The organism is Thermomonospora echinospora, from assembly GCF_900108175.1.
Classification (GTDB): domain Bacteria; phylum Actinomycetota; class Actinomycetes; order Streptosporangiales; family Streptosporangiaceae; genus Thermomonospora; species Thermomonospora echinospora.
This window is the reverse complement of record NZ_FNVO01000023.1, coordinates 48,952-65,895: the sequence shown is the minus strand read 5'-3', so window position 1 is coordinate 65,895 and position 16,944 is coordinate 48,952. Positions and strand designations below refer to the sequence as shown.

Annotated in this window: 16 protein-coding genes; 2 read left to right on the top strand and 14 right to left on the bottom strand. The window is 71.8% G+C overall.

Annotated elements, in window-relative coordinates; genetic code table 11:
- The first annotated feature begins 105 nt into the window (after positions 1-105).
- Together C4U03_RS33295 and C4U03_RS33290 are read left to right on the top strand one after the other, a co-directional pair.
- A complete protein-coding gene (locus C4U03_RS33295; protein WP_103943710.1) occupies positions 106-900 on the top strand; it encodes a peptidylprolyl isomerase in 795 nt (264 codons plus the stop codon).
- Positions 901-967: 67 nt separating this feature from the next.
- Complete coding sequence (locus C4U03_RS33290; RefSeq protein ID WP_103943708.1) at positions 968-2,209, top strand: DUF349 domain-containing protein; 1,242 nt, start codon at positions 968-970, stop codon at positions 2,207-2,209.
- Positions 2,210-2,242: 33 nt separating this feature from the next.
- On the opposite strand, the gene C4U03_RS33285 is transcribed toward C4U03_RS33290, so the two are convergent.
- From C4U03_RS33285 to C4U03_RS33220, 14 genes are all read right to left on the bottom strand, one after another.
- Positions 2,243-3,448, bottom strand: a complete 1,206-nt coding sequence (locus C4U03_RS33285; RefSeq protein ID WP_103943706.1) for a glycosyltransferase 87 family protein — start codon at positions 3,446-3,448, stop codon at positions 2,243-2,245.
- Entirely contained in the window at positions 3,445-5,943 is a 2,499-nt protein-coding gene (locus C4U03_RS33280; RefSeq protein ID WP_103943704.1) for a RelA/SpoT family protein, read from the bottom strand. The genes C4U03_RS33285 and C4U03_RS33280 overlap by 4 nt, the downstream gene beginning before the upstream one ends.
- A gap of 147 nt (positions 5,944-6,090) precedes the next feature.
- A complete protein-coding gene (locus C4U03_RS33275) occupies positions 6,091-6,618 on the bottom strand; it encodes an adenine phosphoribosyltransferase (RefSeq protein WP_200827646.1) in 528 nt (175 codons plus the stop codon).
- Positions 6,619-6,621: 3 nt separating this feature from the next.
- On the bottom strand, positions 6,622-7,803 hold the full coding sequence (gene secF / locus C4U03_RS33270; protein ID WP_103943702.1) for a protein translocase subunit SecF: 1,182 nt from the start codon (positions 7,801-7,803) through the stop codon (positions 6,622-6,624).
- Entirely contained in the window at positions 7,803-9,596 is a 1,794-nt protein-coding gene (gene secD / locus C4U03_RS33265; RefSeq protein WP_235018295.1) for a protein translocase subunit SecD, read from the bottom strand. The genes secF and secD overlap by 1 nt, the downstream gene beginning before the upstream one ends.
- Positions 9,597-9,624: 28 nt before the next feature.
- Entirely contained in the window at positions 9,625-10,080 is a 456-nt protein-coding gene (yajC, locus tag C4U03_RS33260) for a preprotein translocase subunit YajC (protein ID WP_103943700.1), read from the bottom strand.
- Positions 10,081-10,243: 163 nt separating this feature from the next.
- Entirely contained in the window at positions 10,244-11,302 is a 1,059-nt protein-coding gene (gene ruvB / locus C4U03_RS33255) for a Holliday junction branch migration DNA helicase RuvB (protein ID WP_103943698.1), read from the bottom strand.
- Positions 11,299-11,904, bottom strand: a complete 606-nt coding sequence (ruvA, locus tag C4U03_RS33250; protein WP_103943696.1) for a Holliday junction branch migration protein RuvA — start codon at positions 11,902-11,904, stop codon at positions 11,299-11,301. Before ruvA ends, ruvB begins: the two co-directional genes overlap by 4 nt.
- A complete protein-coding gene (gene ruvC / locus C4U03_RS33245; RefSeq protein WP_103943694.1) occupies positions 11,901-12,431 on the bottom strand; it encodes a crossover junction endodeoxyribonuclease RuvC in 531 nt (176 codons plus the stop codon). Before ruvC ends, ruvA begins: the two co-directional genes overlap by 4 nt.
- A gap of 219 nt (positions 12,432-12,650) precedes the next feature.
- The gene (locus C4U03_RS33240) at positions 12,651-13,400 is read right to left on the bottom strand and encodes a YebC/PmpR family DNA-binding transcriptional regulator (RefSeq protein ID WP_103943692.1); all 750 of its coding nucleotides are present in this window, start codon (positions 13,398-13,400) and stop codon (positions 12,651-12,653) included.
- Positions 13,401-13,404: 4 nt separating this feature from the next.
- A complete protein-coding gene (gene pdxT, locus C4U03_RS33235) occupies positions 13,405-14,031 on the bottom strand; it encodes a pyridoxal 5'-phosphate synthase glutaminase subunit PdxT (protein WP_103943799.1) in 627 nt (208 codons plus the stop codon).
- Between the two features lie 80 nt (positions 14,032-14,111).
- Entirely contained in the window at positions 14,112-14,726 is a 615-nt protein-coding gene (locus C4U03_RS33230; RefSeq protein WP_103943691.1) for a DUF6928 family protein, read from the bottom strand.
- A 134-nt stretch (positions 14,727-14,860) separates the two neighbouring features.
- Complete coding sequence (gene pdxS, locus C4U03_RS33225) at positions 14,861-15,787, bottom strand: pyridoxal 5'-phosphate synthase lyase subunit PdxS (protein ID WP_103943689.1); 927 nt, start codon at positions 15,785-15,787, stop codon at positions 14,861-14,863.
- A gap of 129 nt (positions 15,788-15,916) precedes the next feature.
- The gene (locus tag C4U03_RS33220) at positions 15,917-16,921 is read right to left on the bottom strand and encodes a DUF3048 domain-containing protein (RefSeq protein WP_235018294.1); all 1,005 of its coding nucleotides are present in this window, start codon (positions 16,919-16,921) and stop codon (positions 15,917-15,919) included.
- Positions 16,922-16,944: the final 23 nt, after the last annotated feature.

Sequence of the window (16,944 nt, the reverse complement as noted above, 5' to 3'; positions counted from 1 at the left end):
ACGACGGGAGGAACGTCCCATGGCGGGCGCGGCCACCCCCGTCCGGCCGGTACCATGCGCAGCACGTTTCCTGATCAGTAGCGGGGCACCGCGAGGAGGACACGCGTGGCGGGGAAAGACCGCAAGAAGCAGTTGGCTCGGCAGCGCTATGAGCGTCAGCAGGCGCGCAGGGCGGCCGAGGCCAGGCGGGCGCGCCGGGTCCAGATCATCGGCGCGGTGGTGGGCGTGGCGGTGATCGCCGGCGGCGGCGCGGGCATCGTCGCGCTGGTTGGCGGCGACGAGGAGCCCAAGGCCAGCGCCGACGCCTCGCCGAGCCCCCCGCCGCAGGACGGGGCGCCCAAGCAGGAGATCTCGCTGCAGCGGGTGGACGTCAAGACCGCCCCGGGCGGCGGCACCGCCAAGTGCGAGTACCCCAAGTCCGACAACGACCAGGACCCCCCCAAGGACCTGGGCAAGCCCCCGGCCACCGCCGCCCACACCGGCACGGTGAAGGCGACGATCAAGACCAACCTCGGCGACGTCGGGGTGGAGTTGGACGCCGCCAAGGCGCCGTGCACCACCAACTCCTTCGCCTTCCTGGCGGGCAAGAAGTTCTTCGACAAGACCAAGTGCCACCGGCTGACCACCAGCGACAGCCTGAAGGTGCTGCAGTGCGGCGACCCGACCGGCACCGGCATGGGCGGCCCCGGGTACAGCTTCGCCAACGAGAACACCAAGGGCGCCAAGTACACCAAGGGCGTGCTGGCCATGGCCAACAGCGGCCCGGACACCAACGGCAGCCAGTTCTTCATCGTCTACGGGGACTCGCAGCTGGAACCCGACTATACGATCTTCGGAAAGATCTCATCGGGGATGGACGTCATCGAGAAGGTGGCCAATGCCGGGGTAGCGGCGCAATAGCGCCCTGACGGCTATGGTTTGGAAGGTCCGGCCATAAGGTAAGAAGGCCGGACCATGATGGGAGGCAATGGTGTCCAGCGCCACCGATCCCCACGGTCGTGTTGACGAAGACGGCACGGTCTACGTGAAGACGGCCGACGGCGGCGAACGGGTCGTCGGTTCCTGGCAGGCCGGTGCCCCGGAGGAGGCCCTGGCCTACTTCAAGCGCAAGTACGAGGCGCTGGTCACCGAGATCGAGCTGCTGGAGCAGCGGGTGCGTACCACCGACCTGGCGCCCGCCCAGGCCGAGCAGAGCATCGCGCGGCTACGCGAGTCGGTCACCGACGCGCACGCCGTCGGCGACCTGGACGCGCTGGCCCGCCGGCTGGACAGTCTCGGCGAGCTGGTGGGCAAGCGGCGCGAGGAGGTGCGGGCCCAGCGCGAGCACGCCCGCCACGAGGCCCGCGAGGTCAAGGAGCGCATCGTCGCCGAGGCCGAGCGGATCGCCGCCGAGGAGACCCACTGGAAGAACGGCGGTGAGCGGCTGCGCCAGCTGGTGGAGGAGTGGAAGGCCGCCGACCGTATCGACCGGCCGACCGAGACCGCGCTGTGGAAGCGGCTGTCGGCCGCCCGCAACGCCTTCACCAAGCGCCGCAAGGCCTACTTCGCGACGCTGGAGGACCAGCGCGAGCAGGCCCGCGTGGAAAAGGAGCGGCTGGTCGTCGAGGCCGAGGCGATGTCCGGCTCCACCGACTGGAGCGAGACCGCCGCCGCCTACCGGGACCTGATGCGCCGCTGGAAGTCGGCCGGCCGGGCCGGCAGGGACACTGAGGAGGAGCTGTGGGCCCGCTTCAAGGGGGCCCAGGACACCTTCTTCGCCGCCCGTGCCGCCGCCTACGCCGAACGCGACCACGAGCTGCGCGGCAACGCCGAGGTCAAGGAGCACATCCTCACCGAGGCCGAGCGGCTGCTGCCGGTCCGTGACGTCCGCCATGCCCGCCAGGCGCTGCGCTCCATCCAGGAGCGCTGGGAGGCAGCCGGCCCGGTGCCGCGCGACTCCCGCGACCGGCTGGAGGGACGGCTCCGCAAGATCGAGGACGCCGTCCGGGCCGCCGAGGAGGCCGAGTGGCGGCGCACCAACCCCGAGGCCCGCGCCCGCGCCGAGGCCACCGTCGGCCAGCTGCGCTCCTCCATCGAGCAGTTGGAGAAGCGGCTGGCCAAGGCCCGGGACGCCGGTCGCGACAAGGACGCCAAGGATGCCGAGGAGGCGCTGGCCGCCCGCCGCGCCTGGCTGGAAGAGGCCGAGCGCACCCTTGCGGAGTTCTCCTGAGGGTTCTCCCCCGGTCGGCAGAGCCGCTGAGTCTCACCTAGCCGGCAGGGCCGCGCCCGTGACAGACGGGGCGGGGTCCTGCCCGGCGTTTGACGGGCCGGTGCGCAGCCGGGCGACGGCGATGACAGTGGCCGCCAGGACCAGCAGGTTGCGGACGGCCAGGATCCAGGTCTCCAGGGGCTGGGCGGCCATCAGGTCGGGCCAGTTCAGCGGGTAGAGGAACTGGCTGAGGGCGGTGGCCGCCAGGATCAGCGGCACCGCCGGGCGCTGGCGGGAGCCCCGGTGGGCCAGGCAGACCGCGGCCAGGCCCAGCAGCCACAGCAGGTACTGCGGGGACAGCACCCGGCTGGTGGCGACCGCCGCCAGCACCGCTGCGAACGCCACGTCGCAGCCCCAGGCAACGTTCCAGCCCCGTCCGGCGCCGCGCCAGGCCAGCACGGCCACGACCAGCAGCGCGGCGACCGTCAGCGGCGGCAACAGCGCGGCCGCCCGCTCGACACCCGGCCCGACCAGCTCCATCGACCCGTACTGGTAGACGATCGTGCCGTCCCAGGACGACAAGCGGGCGATCATGAACGGGGTGGCGGCCACCGCCTCGCACTCCAGCCCACGCGACACCTGGGCGTCCAGGAACTCCCACGGGGCACGGCCCTGCGCCAGCCCGAACACCAGCAGGACCGCGCCGCACGTCACCGCGAAGGCCGCCGCCGCCTCGGCGCCCCGGCGGCTGCGGGGCAGGGCCGCCAGCAGCAGCACCGGCCACGCCTTCAGCAGGGCACCCACAGCGGCCAGCACCCCGAAGATCCGGTGGCGGGCCAGCATCAGCAGCGCCGCCACCGCCGCGACCGTGACGACCAGGTCGTAGCGCACATAGCTCATCGGCCCCAGCAGCACCAGACCCGCCGTCCAGACCCAGGCGCCGGCGAGCGGCCGCCCGGAACGGGTCAGCAGCCACATGATGAGCAGGTCGGCGGCCAGGGCCACCAGCGCGAACGTGGTGGTGTAGGTCCCCCCGAGCCAGCGCGGCAGCAGCATCACAGGGGCGGCCAGCGGCGGATACTGCCAGCGGACGTCCCCCTCGGGGAAGGCGCCCCCGGCCAGGATCCGGCTCCACTCCTCGTAGATGGCCGGGTCACCGAGGATCTCGCCGCGCCGCGGGTACGGGAACCGGTCGAGGATGATCAGCAGGCCGACGATCCGGGTCGCCAGCCAGCAACCCCAGACGAGCCCGCGTCTCACCGGGCGGCGCCGCTGGTCACCCGGTAGACGTCGTAGACGCCGTCCACGGAGCGGACGGCCTTGAGCACGTGCCCCAGATGCTTGGGGTCGCCCATCTCGAAGGTGAAGCGGCTGACCGCGACCCGGTCCCGGGTGGTGGTGACCGAGGCCGACAGGATGTTGACGTGCTGGTCCGACAGCACCCGGGTGACGTCCGACAGCAGCCGGGGCCGGTCGAGGGCCTCCACCTGGATGGCCACCAGGAACACCGAGTCCTCGCTGGGCGACCACTTCACGTCGATCAGCCGGTCCGGCTCGTTGCGCAGGTCGGCGACGTTGGCGCAGTCCTCGCGGTGCACCGAGACGCCGTGGCCGCGGGTGACGAAGCCGACGATGTCGTCGCCGGGCACCGGGGTGCAGCAGCGCGACAGCCGGACCCACACGTCCGGGTCGCCGGCCACCACCACGCCAGGGTCGCCGGCCGGGCGGGTGCGGCTCTTACGGCGGGTCGGCAGCGCGACCTCGGCCATGTCCTCCTCGGCGCTCTCCACGCCGCCGAGGGCCTCCACCAGTTTCTGCACCACGGACTGGGCGGAAATGTGCCCTTCGCCGACCGCCGCGTACAGCGCGGACACGTCCGCATAACGCATGTCGCGGGCCAGCGCGAGCAGCGCCTCACCGGACATCATCCGCTGCAGCGGCATGTTCTGCTTGCGCATGGCGCGGGCGATGGAGTCCTTGCCGGCCTCGATCGCGGTGTCCCGGCGCTCCTTGGTGAACCAGTGCTTGATCTTGTTGCGGGCGCGGGCGCTCTTGACGAAGTTCAGCCAGTCGCGGCTGGGCCCGGCGTCCGGCGACTTGGAGGTGAAGACCTCCACCGAGTCCCCGTTGTCAAGGGTGGACTCCAGCGGCACCAGCCGCCCGTTGACCCGGGCGCCGATACATCGGTGGCCGACCTCGGTGTGGATGGCGTAGGCGAAGTCGACCGGGGTGGCGCCCTGCGGCAGCGCGATCACGTCGCCCTTGGGGGTGAAGACGAACACCTCCGACACCGACAGGTCAAAGCGCAGCGACTCCAGGAACTCGGCCGGGTCGGCGGTCTCCTTCTGCCAGTCCAGTAGCTGCCGCAGCCACTGCATGTCGGCGGCCTTGCGCCCGCCGACCGTCTCCTCCTTGTACTTCCAGTGCGCGGCGACCCCGTACTCGGCCCGGCGGTGCATGCCCCAGGTGCGGATCTGCAGCTCCACCGGCTTACCCTCGGGGCCGATCACGGTGGTGTGCAGCGACTGGTACATGTTGAACTTGGGCATCGCGATGTAGTCCTTGAACCGGCCGGGGACCGGGTTCCACCGCGCGTGGATCGAGCCGAGGGCGGCGTAGCAGTCGCGCACCGAGTCCACCAGCACCCGGATGCCCACCAGGTCGTAGATGTCGTCGAAGCCCACGTCGCGGGCGATCATCTTCTGGTAGATCGAGTAGTAGTGCTTGGGCCGGCCGGTCACACTGGCCTTGATCTTGGCCTCGCGCAGGTCGGCGGAGACCTTCTCGATCACTTCCTGCAGGTAGACGTCGCGGCGCGGGGCCCGCTCGGACACCAGCCGGGCGATCTCGTCGAACCGCTTGGGGTACAGGGTGGCGAACGCCAGGTCCTCCAGCTCCCACTTCAGCGTGTTCATCCCGAGCCGGTGCGCCAGCGGGGCGAAGACCTCCAGCGTCTCGCGGGCCTTCTTCTCCTGCTTGTGCCGGGGCATGTAGCGCAGGGTGCGCATGTTGTGCAGCCGGTCGGCGAGCTTGATCACCAGGACCCGGATGTCGCGGGCCATCGCCACGACCATCTTGCGGACGGTCTCGGCCTCGGCGGCGTCGCCGTACTTGACCTTGTCGAGCTTGGTGACCCCGTCGACCAGCGCGGCGATCTCCTCGCCGAAGTCGTCGCGCAGCTCCTCCAGGGTGTACTCGGTGTCCTCGACGGTGTCGTGCAGCAGCGCGGCGCACAGCGTCTCGGTGTTCATGCCGAGTTCGGCCAGGATGGTGGTGACCGCCAGCGGATGGGTGATGTACGGGTCGCCGCTCTTGCGTTTCTGGTCGCGGTGGTAGTGCGCCGCGACGTCGTAGGCCCGCTCGATGAGCCGCAGGTCCGCCTTGGGATGGGTGTTGCGGACGGTCTTGATCAGTGGTTCGAGTACCGGATTCATGGTGGTACCACGCTGTGCGCCCAGCCTGGCCAGCCGGCGCCGGACGCGGGCTGCCGACGGTGGGATGACGGCCGCCGACGGCGGGGCAGCCGGCGGGGACGAGGGCGGGGTCTGCGGGGGCTGGGCGGGTGTTCCGGGAGACGTTCCGGCGGACGCGACCGGGCCGGGGCGGGTCCCCCGCTCGCCCCCGTCCTCGGTTCCACGACCGGATGCGGGACCGGGCGCGGCCGGCGCGGCCTGCGGGCGCGCGTGCTCGGGCTCGGCGGCGCGGGCCCGCAGGGCGTCCGCTACCGCGTCGGTCGAGACCACCTCACCTGGCACCCAGCCTCCTCATCAACGCGGGTTGTGCGTCGCCTGAATCCGTACGGGTCTGCCCGCTCGGACCGCCCGGCCTCATCGCCCGGCGCCTGGGGGCGGGATCGCCACCTTCCCTGGTCCGGCAAGTCTAACCACCGGGCTTTTTCGGTACTACACGGTAACCAGGGAGTGAACGTCCAGATTCCCCAGCTTGTCCCGCCCGTTCAGGAAGGACAGCTCCATCAGCACCGACAGGCCCACCACCTCGCCCCCGCCGCGCCGGACCAGTTCGGCGGCCGCCTGCGCGGTGCCCCCGGTGGCAAGCACGTCGTCAACGATCAGCACGCGCTCGCCGGGGCGCAGCGCGTCGGCGTGCATCTCGATCGTCTCGGTGCCGTACTCCAGATCATAGGTCTGCTCGTGGGCGCGCGCGGGCAGCTTTCCCTTTTTGCGCACCGGGACGAACCCCGCGCCGAAGTGGTAGGCCACCGGGGCGGCCAGGATGAAGCCGCGCGCCTCGATCCCGACGATCTTGTCGACGGTGCCGCGGCCGTGGTGGGAGACGATCGCATCGACCACCCCGGCGAACGCCACGTGGTCGGCCAGCAGCGGGGTGATGTCCTTGAACACCACCCCGGGCTTGGGGTAGTCGGCCACGTCCCGGATCCGCTCGGCGATCAGCTTTCCGAGGTCGATCATCGACTACCTTCCCGTTCGCCGCTGCTGCCGGGTGCCGCGCCTGGGCTGGCGGCGCGGTCCGGTCTGGACGACCTTGACCTTACGGGACGACTCCGGCTCCGCCGCGGCCGACCCGTCCCCGGCGCGCCCGGCGTCCTCGTCCGGCGGGTCCGCGGCCGGGGCCTTCGTCCCGGCGGCCGGACGGTCCGCCGGGACGGCGGCCTTGCGGGCCCGCCGCTTGGCGCCGGCCTCCCGCGAGCGCAGCCGCTCGCGCAGCTCCCGGTAGCGGGGCTCGCGCTCCTTGAGCTGGACGAGCAGCGGCGTGGCCACGCACAGGGACGAGTAGGTCCCCACGACGATGCCGACGAACAACGCCAGCGACAGGTCCTTCAGCGCCCCCGCGCCCAGCAGGAACGTGCCGACGAACAGGATCGAGGCCACCGGCAGGATCGCCACCAGGGAGGTGTTCAGCGAGCGCACCAGCGTATGGTTGAGCGCCTCGTTGGCGGCCTGGCTGTAGGTCTTCAGCTTGCCGGGGCTCCCCAGGTCGCGGGTGACCTCCTTGATCATGTCGAAGACCACGACCGCGTCGTACAACGAGTAGCCCAGGATGGTCAGGAAGCCCAGCAGGGTGGCCGGAGTGACCTCGAAGCCCGACCAGGCGTAGACGCCCGCGGTGATCACCAGGTCGTGCACCAGCGCCACCATGGCGGCCACTGCCATCCGCCACTCAAAGGCCAGCGACAGGTACAGCACGATCAGCAGCATGAAGACCGCCAGCGCCTGCCAGGCCTTCTTGGTGATCTCGTCGCCCCAGGTGGAGCCGATGACCTGCGAGCTGACCTGGCCGGCCGGGAGGCCGAACTCCTCGCCGACGGCCTGCTGCACCTCGGCGACCTCGGCCGACGGCAGGGACTCGGTGGTCACCCGCCAGCCGCTGCTGGTCTGCTGCACGATCACCTGGTGCGGCCCGGCCTCGGCGACCGTGGTCCGCACCTGCTCGATCGAGGCGTTCGGCGCCTTGAAGGTGAACACCGAGCCGCCGGTGAACTCCACGCCGAAGGACAGGCCCCGCACGACCAGCCCGGCGATGGAGAACACCAGCAGCAGTGCCGACAGCGAGTACCACAGCCGGGGACGCCCGACGATGTCGGCGCTGACCTCGCCCTTGTAGATCCGTGACAGCACGGCGCGCAGGGCCAGCATCAGGCCTCCTTGGTCAGCGACGGGGCAGGCCTGGTCTTACGGAGTCGCTCGCGGTCCAGCCCCGACCACCGGTGGCCGCCGGCGAAGAACTCCCGGCGGGCCAGCAGGGCCACCATCGGCTTGGTGAACAGGAACACCACCACGACGTCGATCAGCGTGGTCAGCCCGATCGCAAACGCGAAGCCCTTCACCCCACCGACCGCCAGCCCGTACAGCACCGCGGCGCCGATGAACATCACCGCGTCGGCGACCAGGATGGTGCGCCGGGCCCGTTTCCAGGCGCTCTCCACGGCCGGCCGCAGCGGCCGACCCTCGCGCAACTCGTCGCGCAGCCGTTCGAAGTAGACGATGAACGAGTCGGCCGCGATGCCGATCGACACGATCAGGCCGATGACGTGCGCCAGCGACAGCCGGAAGCCGAGGGTGCTCTCACTGCCCAGCAGCACCACCGACAGGTAGGTGATGCCCGCCGCGACCGTCAGGCTGGCCAGCGACACCAGCCCCAGGCCCCGGTAGTACAGCAGCGAGTAGGCCAGCACCAGCAGCAGGCCGATCGCGCCGGCCTGCAGGCCCTTGCTCAGCTGGTCCGAGCCCAGGGTGGAGGAGACCGTCTCGATCGAGCTCTTGTCGAACTTCAGCGGCAGCGCCCCGTACTTGAGCACGTTGGCCAGGTCGGTGGCGTAGGTCTGGTTGAAGCTGTCGGGCGGGCCGTCGATGCTGGCGGTGCCGCCGGTGATCGCACCGCGTGCGATCTCGGGGGCCGACACCACCTGCCCGTCCAGCACGATGGCGATCTGCCGCCGCGGCGAGGACGGGTCGGCCTGGTACTGCCGGTAGGCCTCGGAGGTCAGCTGGCCGAACTGCCGGCCGCCCTCGGACTTGAACCGCAGCTGGACCGACCAGCTGGTCTGGCCCTGCTGCGGGTTCGGCGGGACGGCGTTGGCCTCGGCGACCTGCCGGCCCTCCACCCGCACCGGGCCCAGGATGTACTTGGCGCTGCCGTCCTGGTCGCAGGCCGCCACCCACTTCTTGCGCGGGTCGTCGGAGCCGGGCACCTTCTTGTCCGGCCCGGCGCAGTTCAGCTTCTCGAACTGGGCGATGACGGCCTTGTCGTCGATGCCGCCGAAGTCGTCGCCGTTCAGCTGGTTCAGCAGCTCGGGCGGGATCGACGCGGACGGCGACGGCCCAGGGGTCGTGGACCCGGACGGGGCGGGCCCGGACGGCGAGGGCGACGGCGCGGCCAGCGCCTGCGACAGCGCCCTCGGCCGGGAACCGGCCGAGGGCGTGGACGACGGCGTGCCCGCCGACCCGCTCGGCGACGGGCTGGAGCCGTCGCCCGCGCCGCCGGGCGAGGAGGACGGCTTCGTCGACGGGCTGGTCGACGGGCTCGGCGAGGTCGCCGGGGGCGTGGCCGCGGCCGCCGCGTAGACCTGGCGGAACTGCAGCTGGGCGGTGGTCCCGATCAGGTCGACGATCCGCCGCTGGTCGCCCGTGCCGGGGACCTGCACCACGATGTGGTTGGCGCCCTGCTGGCTGACCTCGGCCTCGGAGACGCCCAGGCCGTTCACCCGGTCGCGGATGATGCTGACGGCCTGCCGCATCTGCGTGTCCGGCGGGGTGCGGCCGCTCTCGGTGGCCGCGGTCAGCGTAACGGTGGTGCCGCCCGCCAGGTCCAGCGCGAGCTTGGGAGTGGTCTGTCCCTGCAGGAACATCACCCCGGTCAGCGCCGCCAGGACAGCGAACAGCACCAGGATCGTCCGGCCGGGGCGGGACTGGTTACGGGGTGGTGCCACTGAAGGGTCTCTTCCCGTTCCGGCTCGGTCAGGCCGAGTGCTTGTCGGCCTTCGTGGCCTGCGCGGCCTTGTCGTCATCCTCGGCGATGTCGGTGTCCTTGCCGAGGTCCACGCGGTCGGCGGGCTTGGCGTCGTCCTCGACGGTGTCGTCGTTCTCGACGTCCTCAACGTCGTCGGTGTCGGCGGCGTCGTCGGCGATGACGTTCATGATGGCCTGCTTGACGAAGCGGGCCTGGACTCCCGGGGCGATCTCCAGCACCAGGCCGTCGTCGTCGACGGAGACCACCTCGGCGTACATCCCGCTGGTCGTCATCACGCGCACCCCCGGGTGCAGGGAGCTCTGCATCTGCAGTTGCTCGCGCCGGCGCTTGTTCTGCGGCCGGATCAGCAGCAGGTAGAAGACCACGGGGATCGCCAGCAGCAGGATGAGGTTGAAGGCCCCGCTGCCGCCGGAGCTCTGTGCCAGGAACATGCTGTCGCCCATCGAAGGGCATCCTTCCAATGTGGGTTGCCCCAGCCTTTCGCCGGACTGACGTTCACGCGCGGGACCGCCTGCTGGGGACGGCGACCAAGTCCCGGAGTGTAGAGATTACGCGAAACACCGGCAACGACGAGACGACTCGCAGCGCCCGGAAGTTCCCGAACGGTTATTCGAGATCCTCGTCCACGGCGAACAGGGTGTCGGCCATCGGCGCCGAGGGCGGAGGGGTGAGGCCCAGGTGGCGCCAGGCGGCCGGAGTGGCGATCCGGCCACGCGGCGTGCGCGCCAGCAGCCCCTGGCGCACCAGGAACGGTTCGGCGACCACCTCCACCGTCTCGGGCTCCTCCCCCACCGACACCGCCAGCGTGGACAGCCCCACGGGACCGCCGCCGAACTTGCGCAGCAGCGACCCCAGCACCGCCCGGTCCAGCCGGTCCAGGCCGCGCTCGTCCACCTCGTACAGGGTCAGCGCCGCCCGCGCCAGTTCCCGGGTGATCAGGCCGTCGGCGCGGACCTCGGCGTAGTCGCGGACCCGCCGCAGCAGCCGGTTGGCGATCCGGGGGGTGCCCCGGGACCGCCCGGCGATCTCCGCAGCGCCCTCGTCCTCGATCCGCACGTCCAGCAGCCGTGCCGAGCGGCGGACGATGACCTCCAGTTCGGCCGGGGCGTAGAAGTCCATGTGCGCGACGAAGCCGAACCGGTCGCGCAGCGGGCCGGGCAGCATGCCCGCCCGGGTGGTCGCGCCCACCAGCGTGAACGGGGCGATGTCCAGCGGGATCGCGGTGGCACCGGGGCCCTTGCCGACCACTACGTCGACCCGGAAGTCCTCCATCGCCAGGTAGAGCATCTCCTCGGCGGGGCGGGCCATCCGGTGGATCTCGTCCAGGAACAGCACCTCGCCCTCCGACAGGGTGGACAGCACCGCCGCCAGGTCGCCGGCCCGCTCGATCGCCGGGCCGCTGGAGACCCGCAGCGGTTTGCCCAGCTCCGCCGCGATGATCATGGCGAGGGTGGTCTTGCCCAGCCCCGGGCCGCCGGACAGCAGCACGTGGTCGGGAGTGCGGCCGCGGCGCAGCGCGCTGTGCAGCACCAGCGACAGCTGCTCGCGGACCCGCTGCTGGCCGATGAAGTCGTCGAGCTTCTTGGGCCGCAGCGCCGCCTCGATGACCTGCTCGTCCCCGTCGGCGCCGGCCTCGGCCGACACCAGGCGATCGCGGTCGCTCATGGCCTGCCGAGCTTCTTGAGGGCCGAGCGCAGCAGGACGGCCACCGGCGGGACCTGCCCGCCGTCGAGTTCGGCGGCGACCGCGTCCACGGCGGCCTCGGCGTCCTTGCCCGACCAGCCGAGGTTGATCAGGCCGGTATGGACCTGGGCGCGCCAGGGCTCGGCGCGGGCGGGGACGGGCAGCCCGGCGTCGTCGCCGGAGGGGGCGCCGAGCCGGTCCTTCAGCTCCAGCACGATGCGCTGGGCGCCCTTCTTGCCGATGCCCGGGACCTTGGTGAGCGCGGTGAGGTCCTCGGCGGCCACCGCCCGGCGCAGCGCGTTGGGCGAGTGCACGGCGAGCATGGCCAGCGCCAGGCGGGGGCCGACGCCGCTGGCGGTCTGCAGCAGTTCGAACACGGCCCGTTCGTCGTCGTCGGCGAAGCCGAACAGGGTGAGCGAGTCCTCCCGAACCACCAGGGAGGTCGGCACCCGGGCCTGCTCGCCGACCCGCAGGCCGGCCAGGGTGGCCGGGGTGCACTGCACCGACAGGCCCACCCCGCCGACGTCGACCACGGCGCCGTCCGGCCCGGCGGCGGTCACCTGCCCGCTGACGAAGGCGATCACGATCTGCTCCCTGTCTGTCGTACGGCGCGGCGGGCCGCCTCCAGCCGGGCCTGGGCGCCGCCCCGCCAGACATGGCAGATCGCCAGCGCCAGGGCGTCGGCGGCGTCGGCGGGCTTGGGCGCGGCCTCCAGCCGCAGCAGCCTGGTCACCATCATGGTGACCTGCGCCTTGTCGGCGCGGCCGTTCCCGGTGACGGCGGCCTTGGCCTCGCTGGGGGTGTGCAGCGCGACCGGCAGCCCGCGGCGGGCGGCCGCCACGATGGCGATCGCCCCGGCCTGCGCGGTGCCCATCACGGTGCGCACGTTGTGCTGGGCGAACACCCGTTCCACGGCGACGGCGTCGGGGGTGAACTCCGCCATCAGCGCCTCGATCCCCGTCTCGATGCCCAGCAGCCGGGTGGCGATGTCCTCGTCCGGGCTGGTGCGCAGCACGGCGACGTGGACCAGCCGCAGCGGCTTGCCCGGGGCGCCGTCGACGATCCCGACACCGCATCGGGTGAGCCCGGGATCGACACCCAGAACGCGCACGCCCTCGCCCTTCGACCACCTGTTCGACGATGCCACGTTACCGGCCGGCGCCGACCTTCCCGGCATCCCGCCCCGGGCGTGTCGCCCCGGGACCGGGCGGGCCCGGCCGCGGACGCCGTCACGCCCTCACCCGCCACCGGCCCGGTCGCGACCCTTACGGGCGCCACATGGCCCGGTCGCCGGCGTGTCACGATCCCCGCCCGCTCGGGCGGGCGCCGGCTAGTCCAGGGTCGCCAGGACCTCGTCGGAGACGTCGAAGTTGGCGAAGACCTCCTGGACGTCGTCGCTGTCCTCGAGGGCCTCGATCAGGCGGAAGACCTTCTTGGCGCTCTCCTCGTCCAGCGGGACCGAGACGCTGGGCAGCCAGTTGGCGTCGGCGGACTCGTAGTCGATGCCGGCCTCCTGCAGGGCGCTGCGGACGGCGACCAGGTCACCGGCCTCGCTGACCACCTCGAAGCTCTCGCCGAGGTCGTTGACCTCCTCGGCGCCGGCGTCCAGCACGGCCAGCATCAGGTCGTCCTCGGTGACGCCGTTCTTGGGGACGATGATGACGCCCTTGCGGTTGAACAGGTACGACACCGAGCCGGGCTCGGCCATGGAGCCGCCGTTGCGGGTGACCGCGGTGCGCACCTCGGAGGCGGCCCGGTTGCGGTTGTCGGTCAGGCACTCGATCAGCAGGGCCACGCCGCCGGGGGCGTACCCCTCGTACATGATCGTCTGCCAGTCGGCGCCGCCCGCCTCCTCGCCGGCCCCGCGCTTGCGGGCGCGCTCGATGTTGTCGTTGGGGACGGAGTTCTTCTTGGCCTTGAAGATCGCGTCGTAGAGCGTCGGGTTGGCGTCCGGGTCACCGCCGCCGGTCCGTGCCGCCACCTCGATGTTCTTGATGAGCTTGGCGAACAGCTTGCCGCGCTTGGCGTCCAGCGCGGCCTTCTTGTGCTTCGTCGTCGCCCATTTGGAATGGCCGGACATCTGTCTACTCCTCCTCCATCGCCCGACGCACCAGATCGGCGAAGTACCGGTGCACGCGGAAGTCCCCGGTGAGCTCGGGATGGAACGCGGTCGCCATGAGGCGCCCTTGACGGACGGCGACGATCCTACCGGTCTGCTCGCCTCTCTCGACGCGCCCGAGAATCTCGACCCCGTCGCCGACGGCCTCCACCCACGGCGCGCGGATGAAGATCGCCCGGAACGGGCCGGGCGGATCGTCCAGGGCGGGCAGCGTGACATCGGACTCGAAGGAGTCCACCTGGCGGCCGAAGGCGTTGCGCCGGACCGTCATGTCGATCCCGCCGACGGTCTCCTGGCCCTGGACGCCGTCCCGGATCCGGTCGGCGAGCATGATCATGCCGGCGCAGGAGCCGTAGGCGGGCATCCCGGCCTCCACCCGCTTGCGCAGCGGGTCCAGCAGTTCGAAGGTGCGGGCCAGCTTCCACATCGTGGTGGACTCCCCGCCCGGGATGACCAGCCCGTCCACCCGTTCCAGCTCCTGGGGGCGGCGCACGGGCACCGCCCGCGCGCCCGCGGCCTCCAGGGCGCGGGCGTGCTCGCGCACGTCCCCCTGGAGGGCGAGAACACCGATCGTCGGCTGAGCATGCGTCACGAAGCGGCCTTCCACACGAAGATCTGCGAACCTCTTCGAGCCTAAACGCTGGCCGGCACCGCCCCGGACCCGCGCGCCGCTCAGCCGATCTTGAAGCGGCGCAGCGGGAGTTCCAGGGGCAGGAAGCCGTCCTCGCCGCGGTCGGCGATGCCCCGGCCGAACATGTACGCCTGGGCCAGGTCCAGCCCGAAGGACTCCTGGTCGAACGGCAGCGGCACGTCGCCGGCGCCCGTGTCGATCGCCTTCCAGTAGGGCTGCTCCACCGGCAGCCGCTCGCCCCGGTCGATCACCACGCCGTCCTCGGCGGTGACGAACACGTCGCGGACCAGCGCGCCGCCCGCATAGCGGCGGAACCAGCAGCCGGAGATCACGCTGTGCAGCACGAGCACCCCGCCCTGTCCCCCGGGCAGGGCGGTGCCGACGGTGTCGGCGATCCGGCGGGCGTCCTCGTCCATGCAGAACAGCCGCCGGTCGCACACCAGCAGCGCCCGGTCGTAGGCGCCGACGAACAGCTCGTCCTCGTACGGCCACAGCGCGAAGTCCAGCACCGTGTCGCCGGTCTCGACCAGACCGGCCGCTGGGTAGAGCCCGTGGGCCACCCGCGCCGCCGCGGCGGGGTCGGAACGCAGCCCCGGCCCGAACACTGCGGCGGGCGGACCCGCGCTGGCGCAGGCGAGCGCTACCGACCAGGCCATAGTCTCCCCTCCCGGAGGCCGCCCGACCCCCGGATGATCATCATTTCCGGTGGCCGCCGCCCAGCGTAACCCGCATGCGCACGCCTCGGCGAGCGGCGGGGGCTCACTGACCCGCCGGTCAGCGGGCCGGGGGCCTACCAGCCGCGGGTGGCCAGCCGGTCGCGGTCGGCCAGGGTGCCCACGTTGATGCCGACCATGGCCTCGCCGAGCCCGCGTGAGACCTTGGCGATCACGTCGGGGTCGTCGTAGAAGGTGGTGGCCTTGACGATGGCCTCGGCGCGCTGGGCCGGGTTGCCGGACTTGAAGATGCCCGAGCCGACGAACACGCCCTCGGCGCCCAGCTGCATCATCATGGCGGCGTCGGCCGGGGTGGCGATGCCGCCGGCGGTGAACAGCACCACGGGCAGCTTGCCGGTCTGCGCGACCTCCTTGACCAGCTCGTAGGGGGCCTGCAGCTCCTTGGCGGCCACATACAGCTCGTCGGCGGGCAGCGCGGACAGCCGCTTGATCTCGGCGCGCAGCTGCCGCATGTGGGTGGTGGCGTTGGAGACGTCGCCGGTGCCGGCCTCGCCCTTGGAGCGGATCATCGCGGCGCCCTCGGTGATGCGGCGCAGCGCCTCGCCCAGGTTGGTGGCCCCGCACACGAACGGCACCGTGAACGCCCACTTGTCGATGTGGTTGGCGTAGTCGGCGGGGGTCAGCACCTCGGACTCGTCGATGTAGTCCACGCCGAGCGACTGCAGCACCTGGGCCTCGACGAAGTGGCCGATCCTGGCCTTGGCCATGACGGGGATGGACACCGCCTCGATGATGCCCTCGATCATGTCGGGGTCGCTCATCCGGGACACCCCGCCCTCGGCGCGGATGTCGGCGGGCACCCGCTCCAGGGCCATCACCGCGACCGCGCCCGCGTCTTCGGCGATCTTCGCCTGCTCGGGCGTGACCACGTCCATGATCACACCGCCCTTGAGCATCTCCGCCATGCCCCGCTTGACCCTGGCGGTCCCGGTCGCGGGGGCGGGCTGGGCGGACTCGACGGGGGCGGAACTGGCAGTGGACACCGGGTTACCTCACGAAACGGACGACTATGGCCCTCCCATGGTATGGCCTGCCGATCGTGCGTCAGGACCCTCCACAGTGTCAGGTCCGTCTCGGTCGACGCTGCACTGTGTAACCCGCCGGGGCTCCGGTCAGGGGATGACCGGCTTGCCGTCGTTGACCAGGACGATCCAGACCTGGCCGGGGGCGAAGGTCATCGGCTTGCCGTCCGCGGTGGTGAAGGTGGTGCCCTTGTCGGCGCTGGGCCGCGCCCAGCGCGCGTCGTAGGACATGCCGTCGCGCAGCACCAGGGCCCGGCCGCTGCCGACGGAGTGGATGATCGGGGTATAGGCGCCCAGGACGTCCCGGAAGCGGGAGCGGGTCATCTTGGCGTACTGGATGACGATCGTCTCGCCGCCCAGCACGCCGCCCTCGGCGGCGGTGTTGGTGCGCCCCCCATGGGTCGACAGCCAGCGCTTCTCCTTGGCCGACCACGTGAAGCCCATGGTCGCGGCGGGCCATCGGGCCGTGTAGCCGTCGGTGGGCTTGCCTCCCGCCGGGGGCGGGCCGAAGCGGAAGCCGATGTCGCGGGGGAGGCCGGCCCTGGGCGCCTTCTTCAGCAGGTCTTTCGGGTCGGCGTAGAGGTTGTACGGGATGGGCCGCGGGCCGTGGCGGTAGTAGGCCGAGCCGCCGGTCTCCTGTGAGACCTCGTAGATGGGCGCCCGCCGGATCTGCGGCTTGAACTCGGGGTTCACCCCGGAGAACGCGAACGCGGGCCTGCCGTACTGGCGCAGGATCTCCAGGTCGGAGATGCGGGCGCTGCGTACCGGGCCCACCCGCTTGGGCAGCTTGGAGGAGTAGACCGCCATCAGCCGGGTCTCGCCGCCCTCGACCTGCTCGACGTAGACGATGTCGGCCGCGCGGACCCCCGACTGCGGCAGCGCCGGCCGGGTGTTCTCGATCTTGACGGCCAGCACCGGGTTGCGCAGGCCGTCCCGGCCCCCGTCGAACGGGTGGTAGGGCAGAGCGGACGGGGTCGGCGTGGGGGTGGCGGCCGGCGCGGGCGGCTTCGGATCGTCGCCCGAGCAGGCGGTCAGGCCCGCTCCCAGGGCGCAGATGCCGAGCGTGGCGGCGGCCCGGCTCGTCGCGAATCGCACATTCAACCCTTTCCCCGGCGTTT

Excerpts from the sequence above, each read along its gene's own strand:
- C4U03_RS33275 (WP_200827646.1), bottom strand. The coding sequence starts at position 6,618 with ATGATCGACCTCGGAAAGCTGATCGCCGAGCGGATCCGGGACGTGGCC.
- C4U03_RS33290 (WP_103943708.1), top strand. The coding sequence starts at position 968 with ATGGTGTCCAGCGCCACCGATCCCCACGGTCGTGTTGACGAAGACGGC.
- yajC (WP_103943700.1), bottom strand. The coding sequence starts at position 10,080 with ATGGGCGACAGCATGTTCCTGGCACAGAGCTCCGGCGGCAGCGGGGCC.
- secF (WP_103943702.1), bottom strand. The coding sequence starts at position 7,803 with ATGCTGGCCCTGCGCGCCGTGCTGTCACGGATCTACAAGGGCGAGGTC.
- C4U03_RS33240 (WP_103943692.1), bottom strand. The coding sequence starts at position 13,400 with ATGTCCGGCCATTCCAAATGGGCGACGACGAAGCACAAGAAGGCCGCG.
- C4U03_RS33230 (WP_103943691.1), bottom strand. The coding sequence starts at position 14,726 with ATGGCCTGGTCGGTAGCGCTCGCCTGCGCCAGCGCGGGTCCGCCCGCC.
- ruvB (WP_103943698.1), bottom strand. The coding sequence starts at position 11,302 with ATGAGCGACCGCGATCGCCTGGTGTCGGCCGAGGCCGGCGCCGACGGG.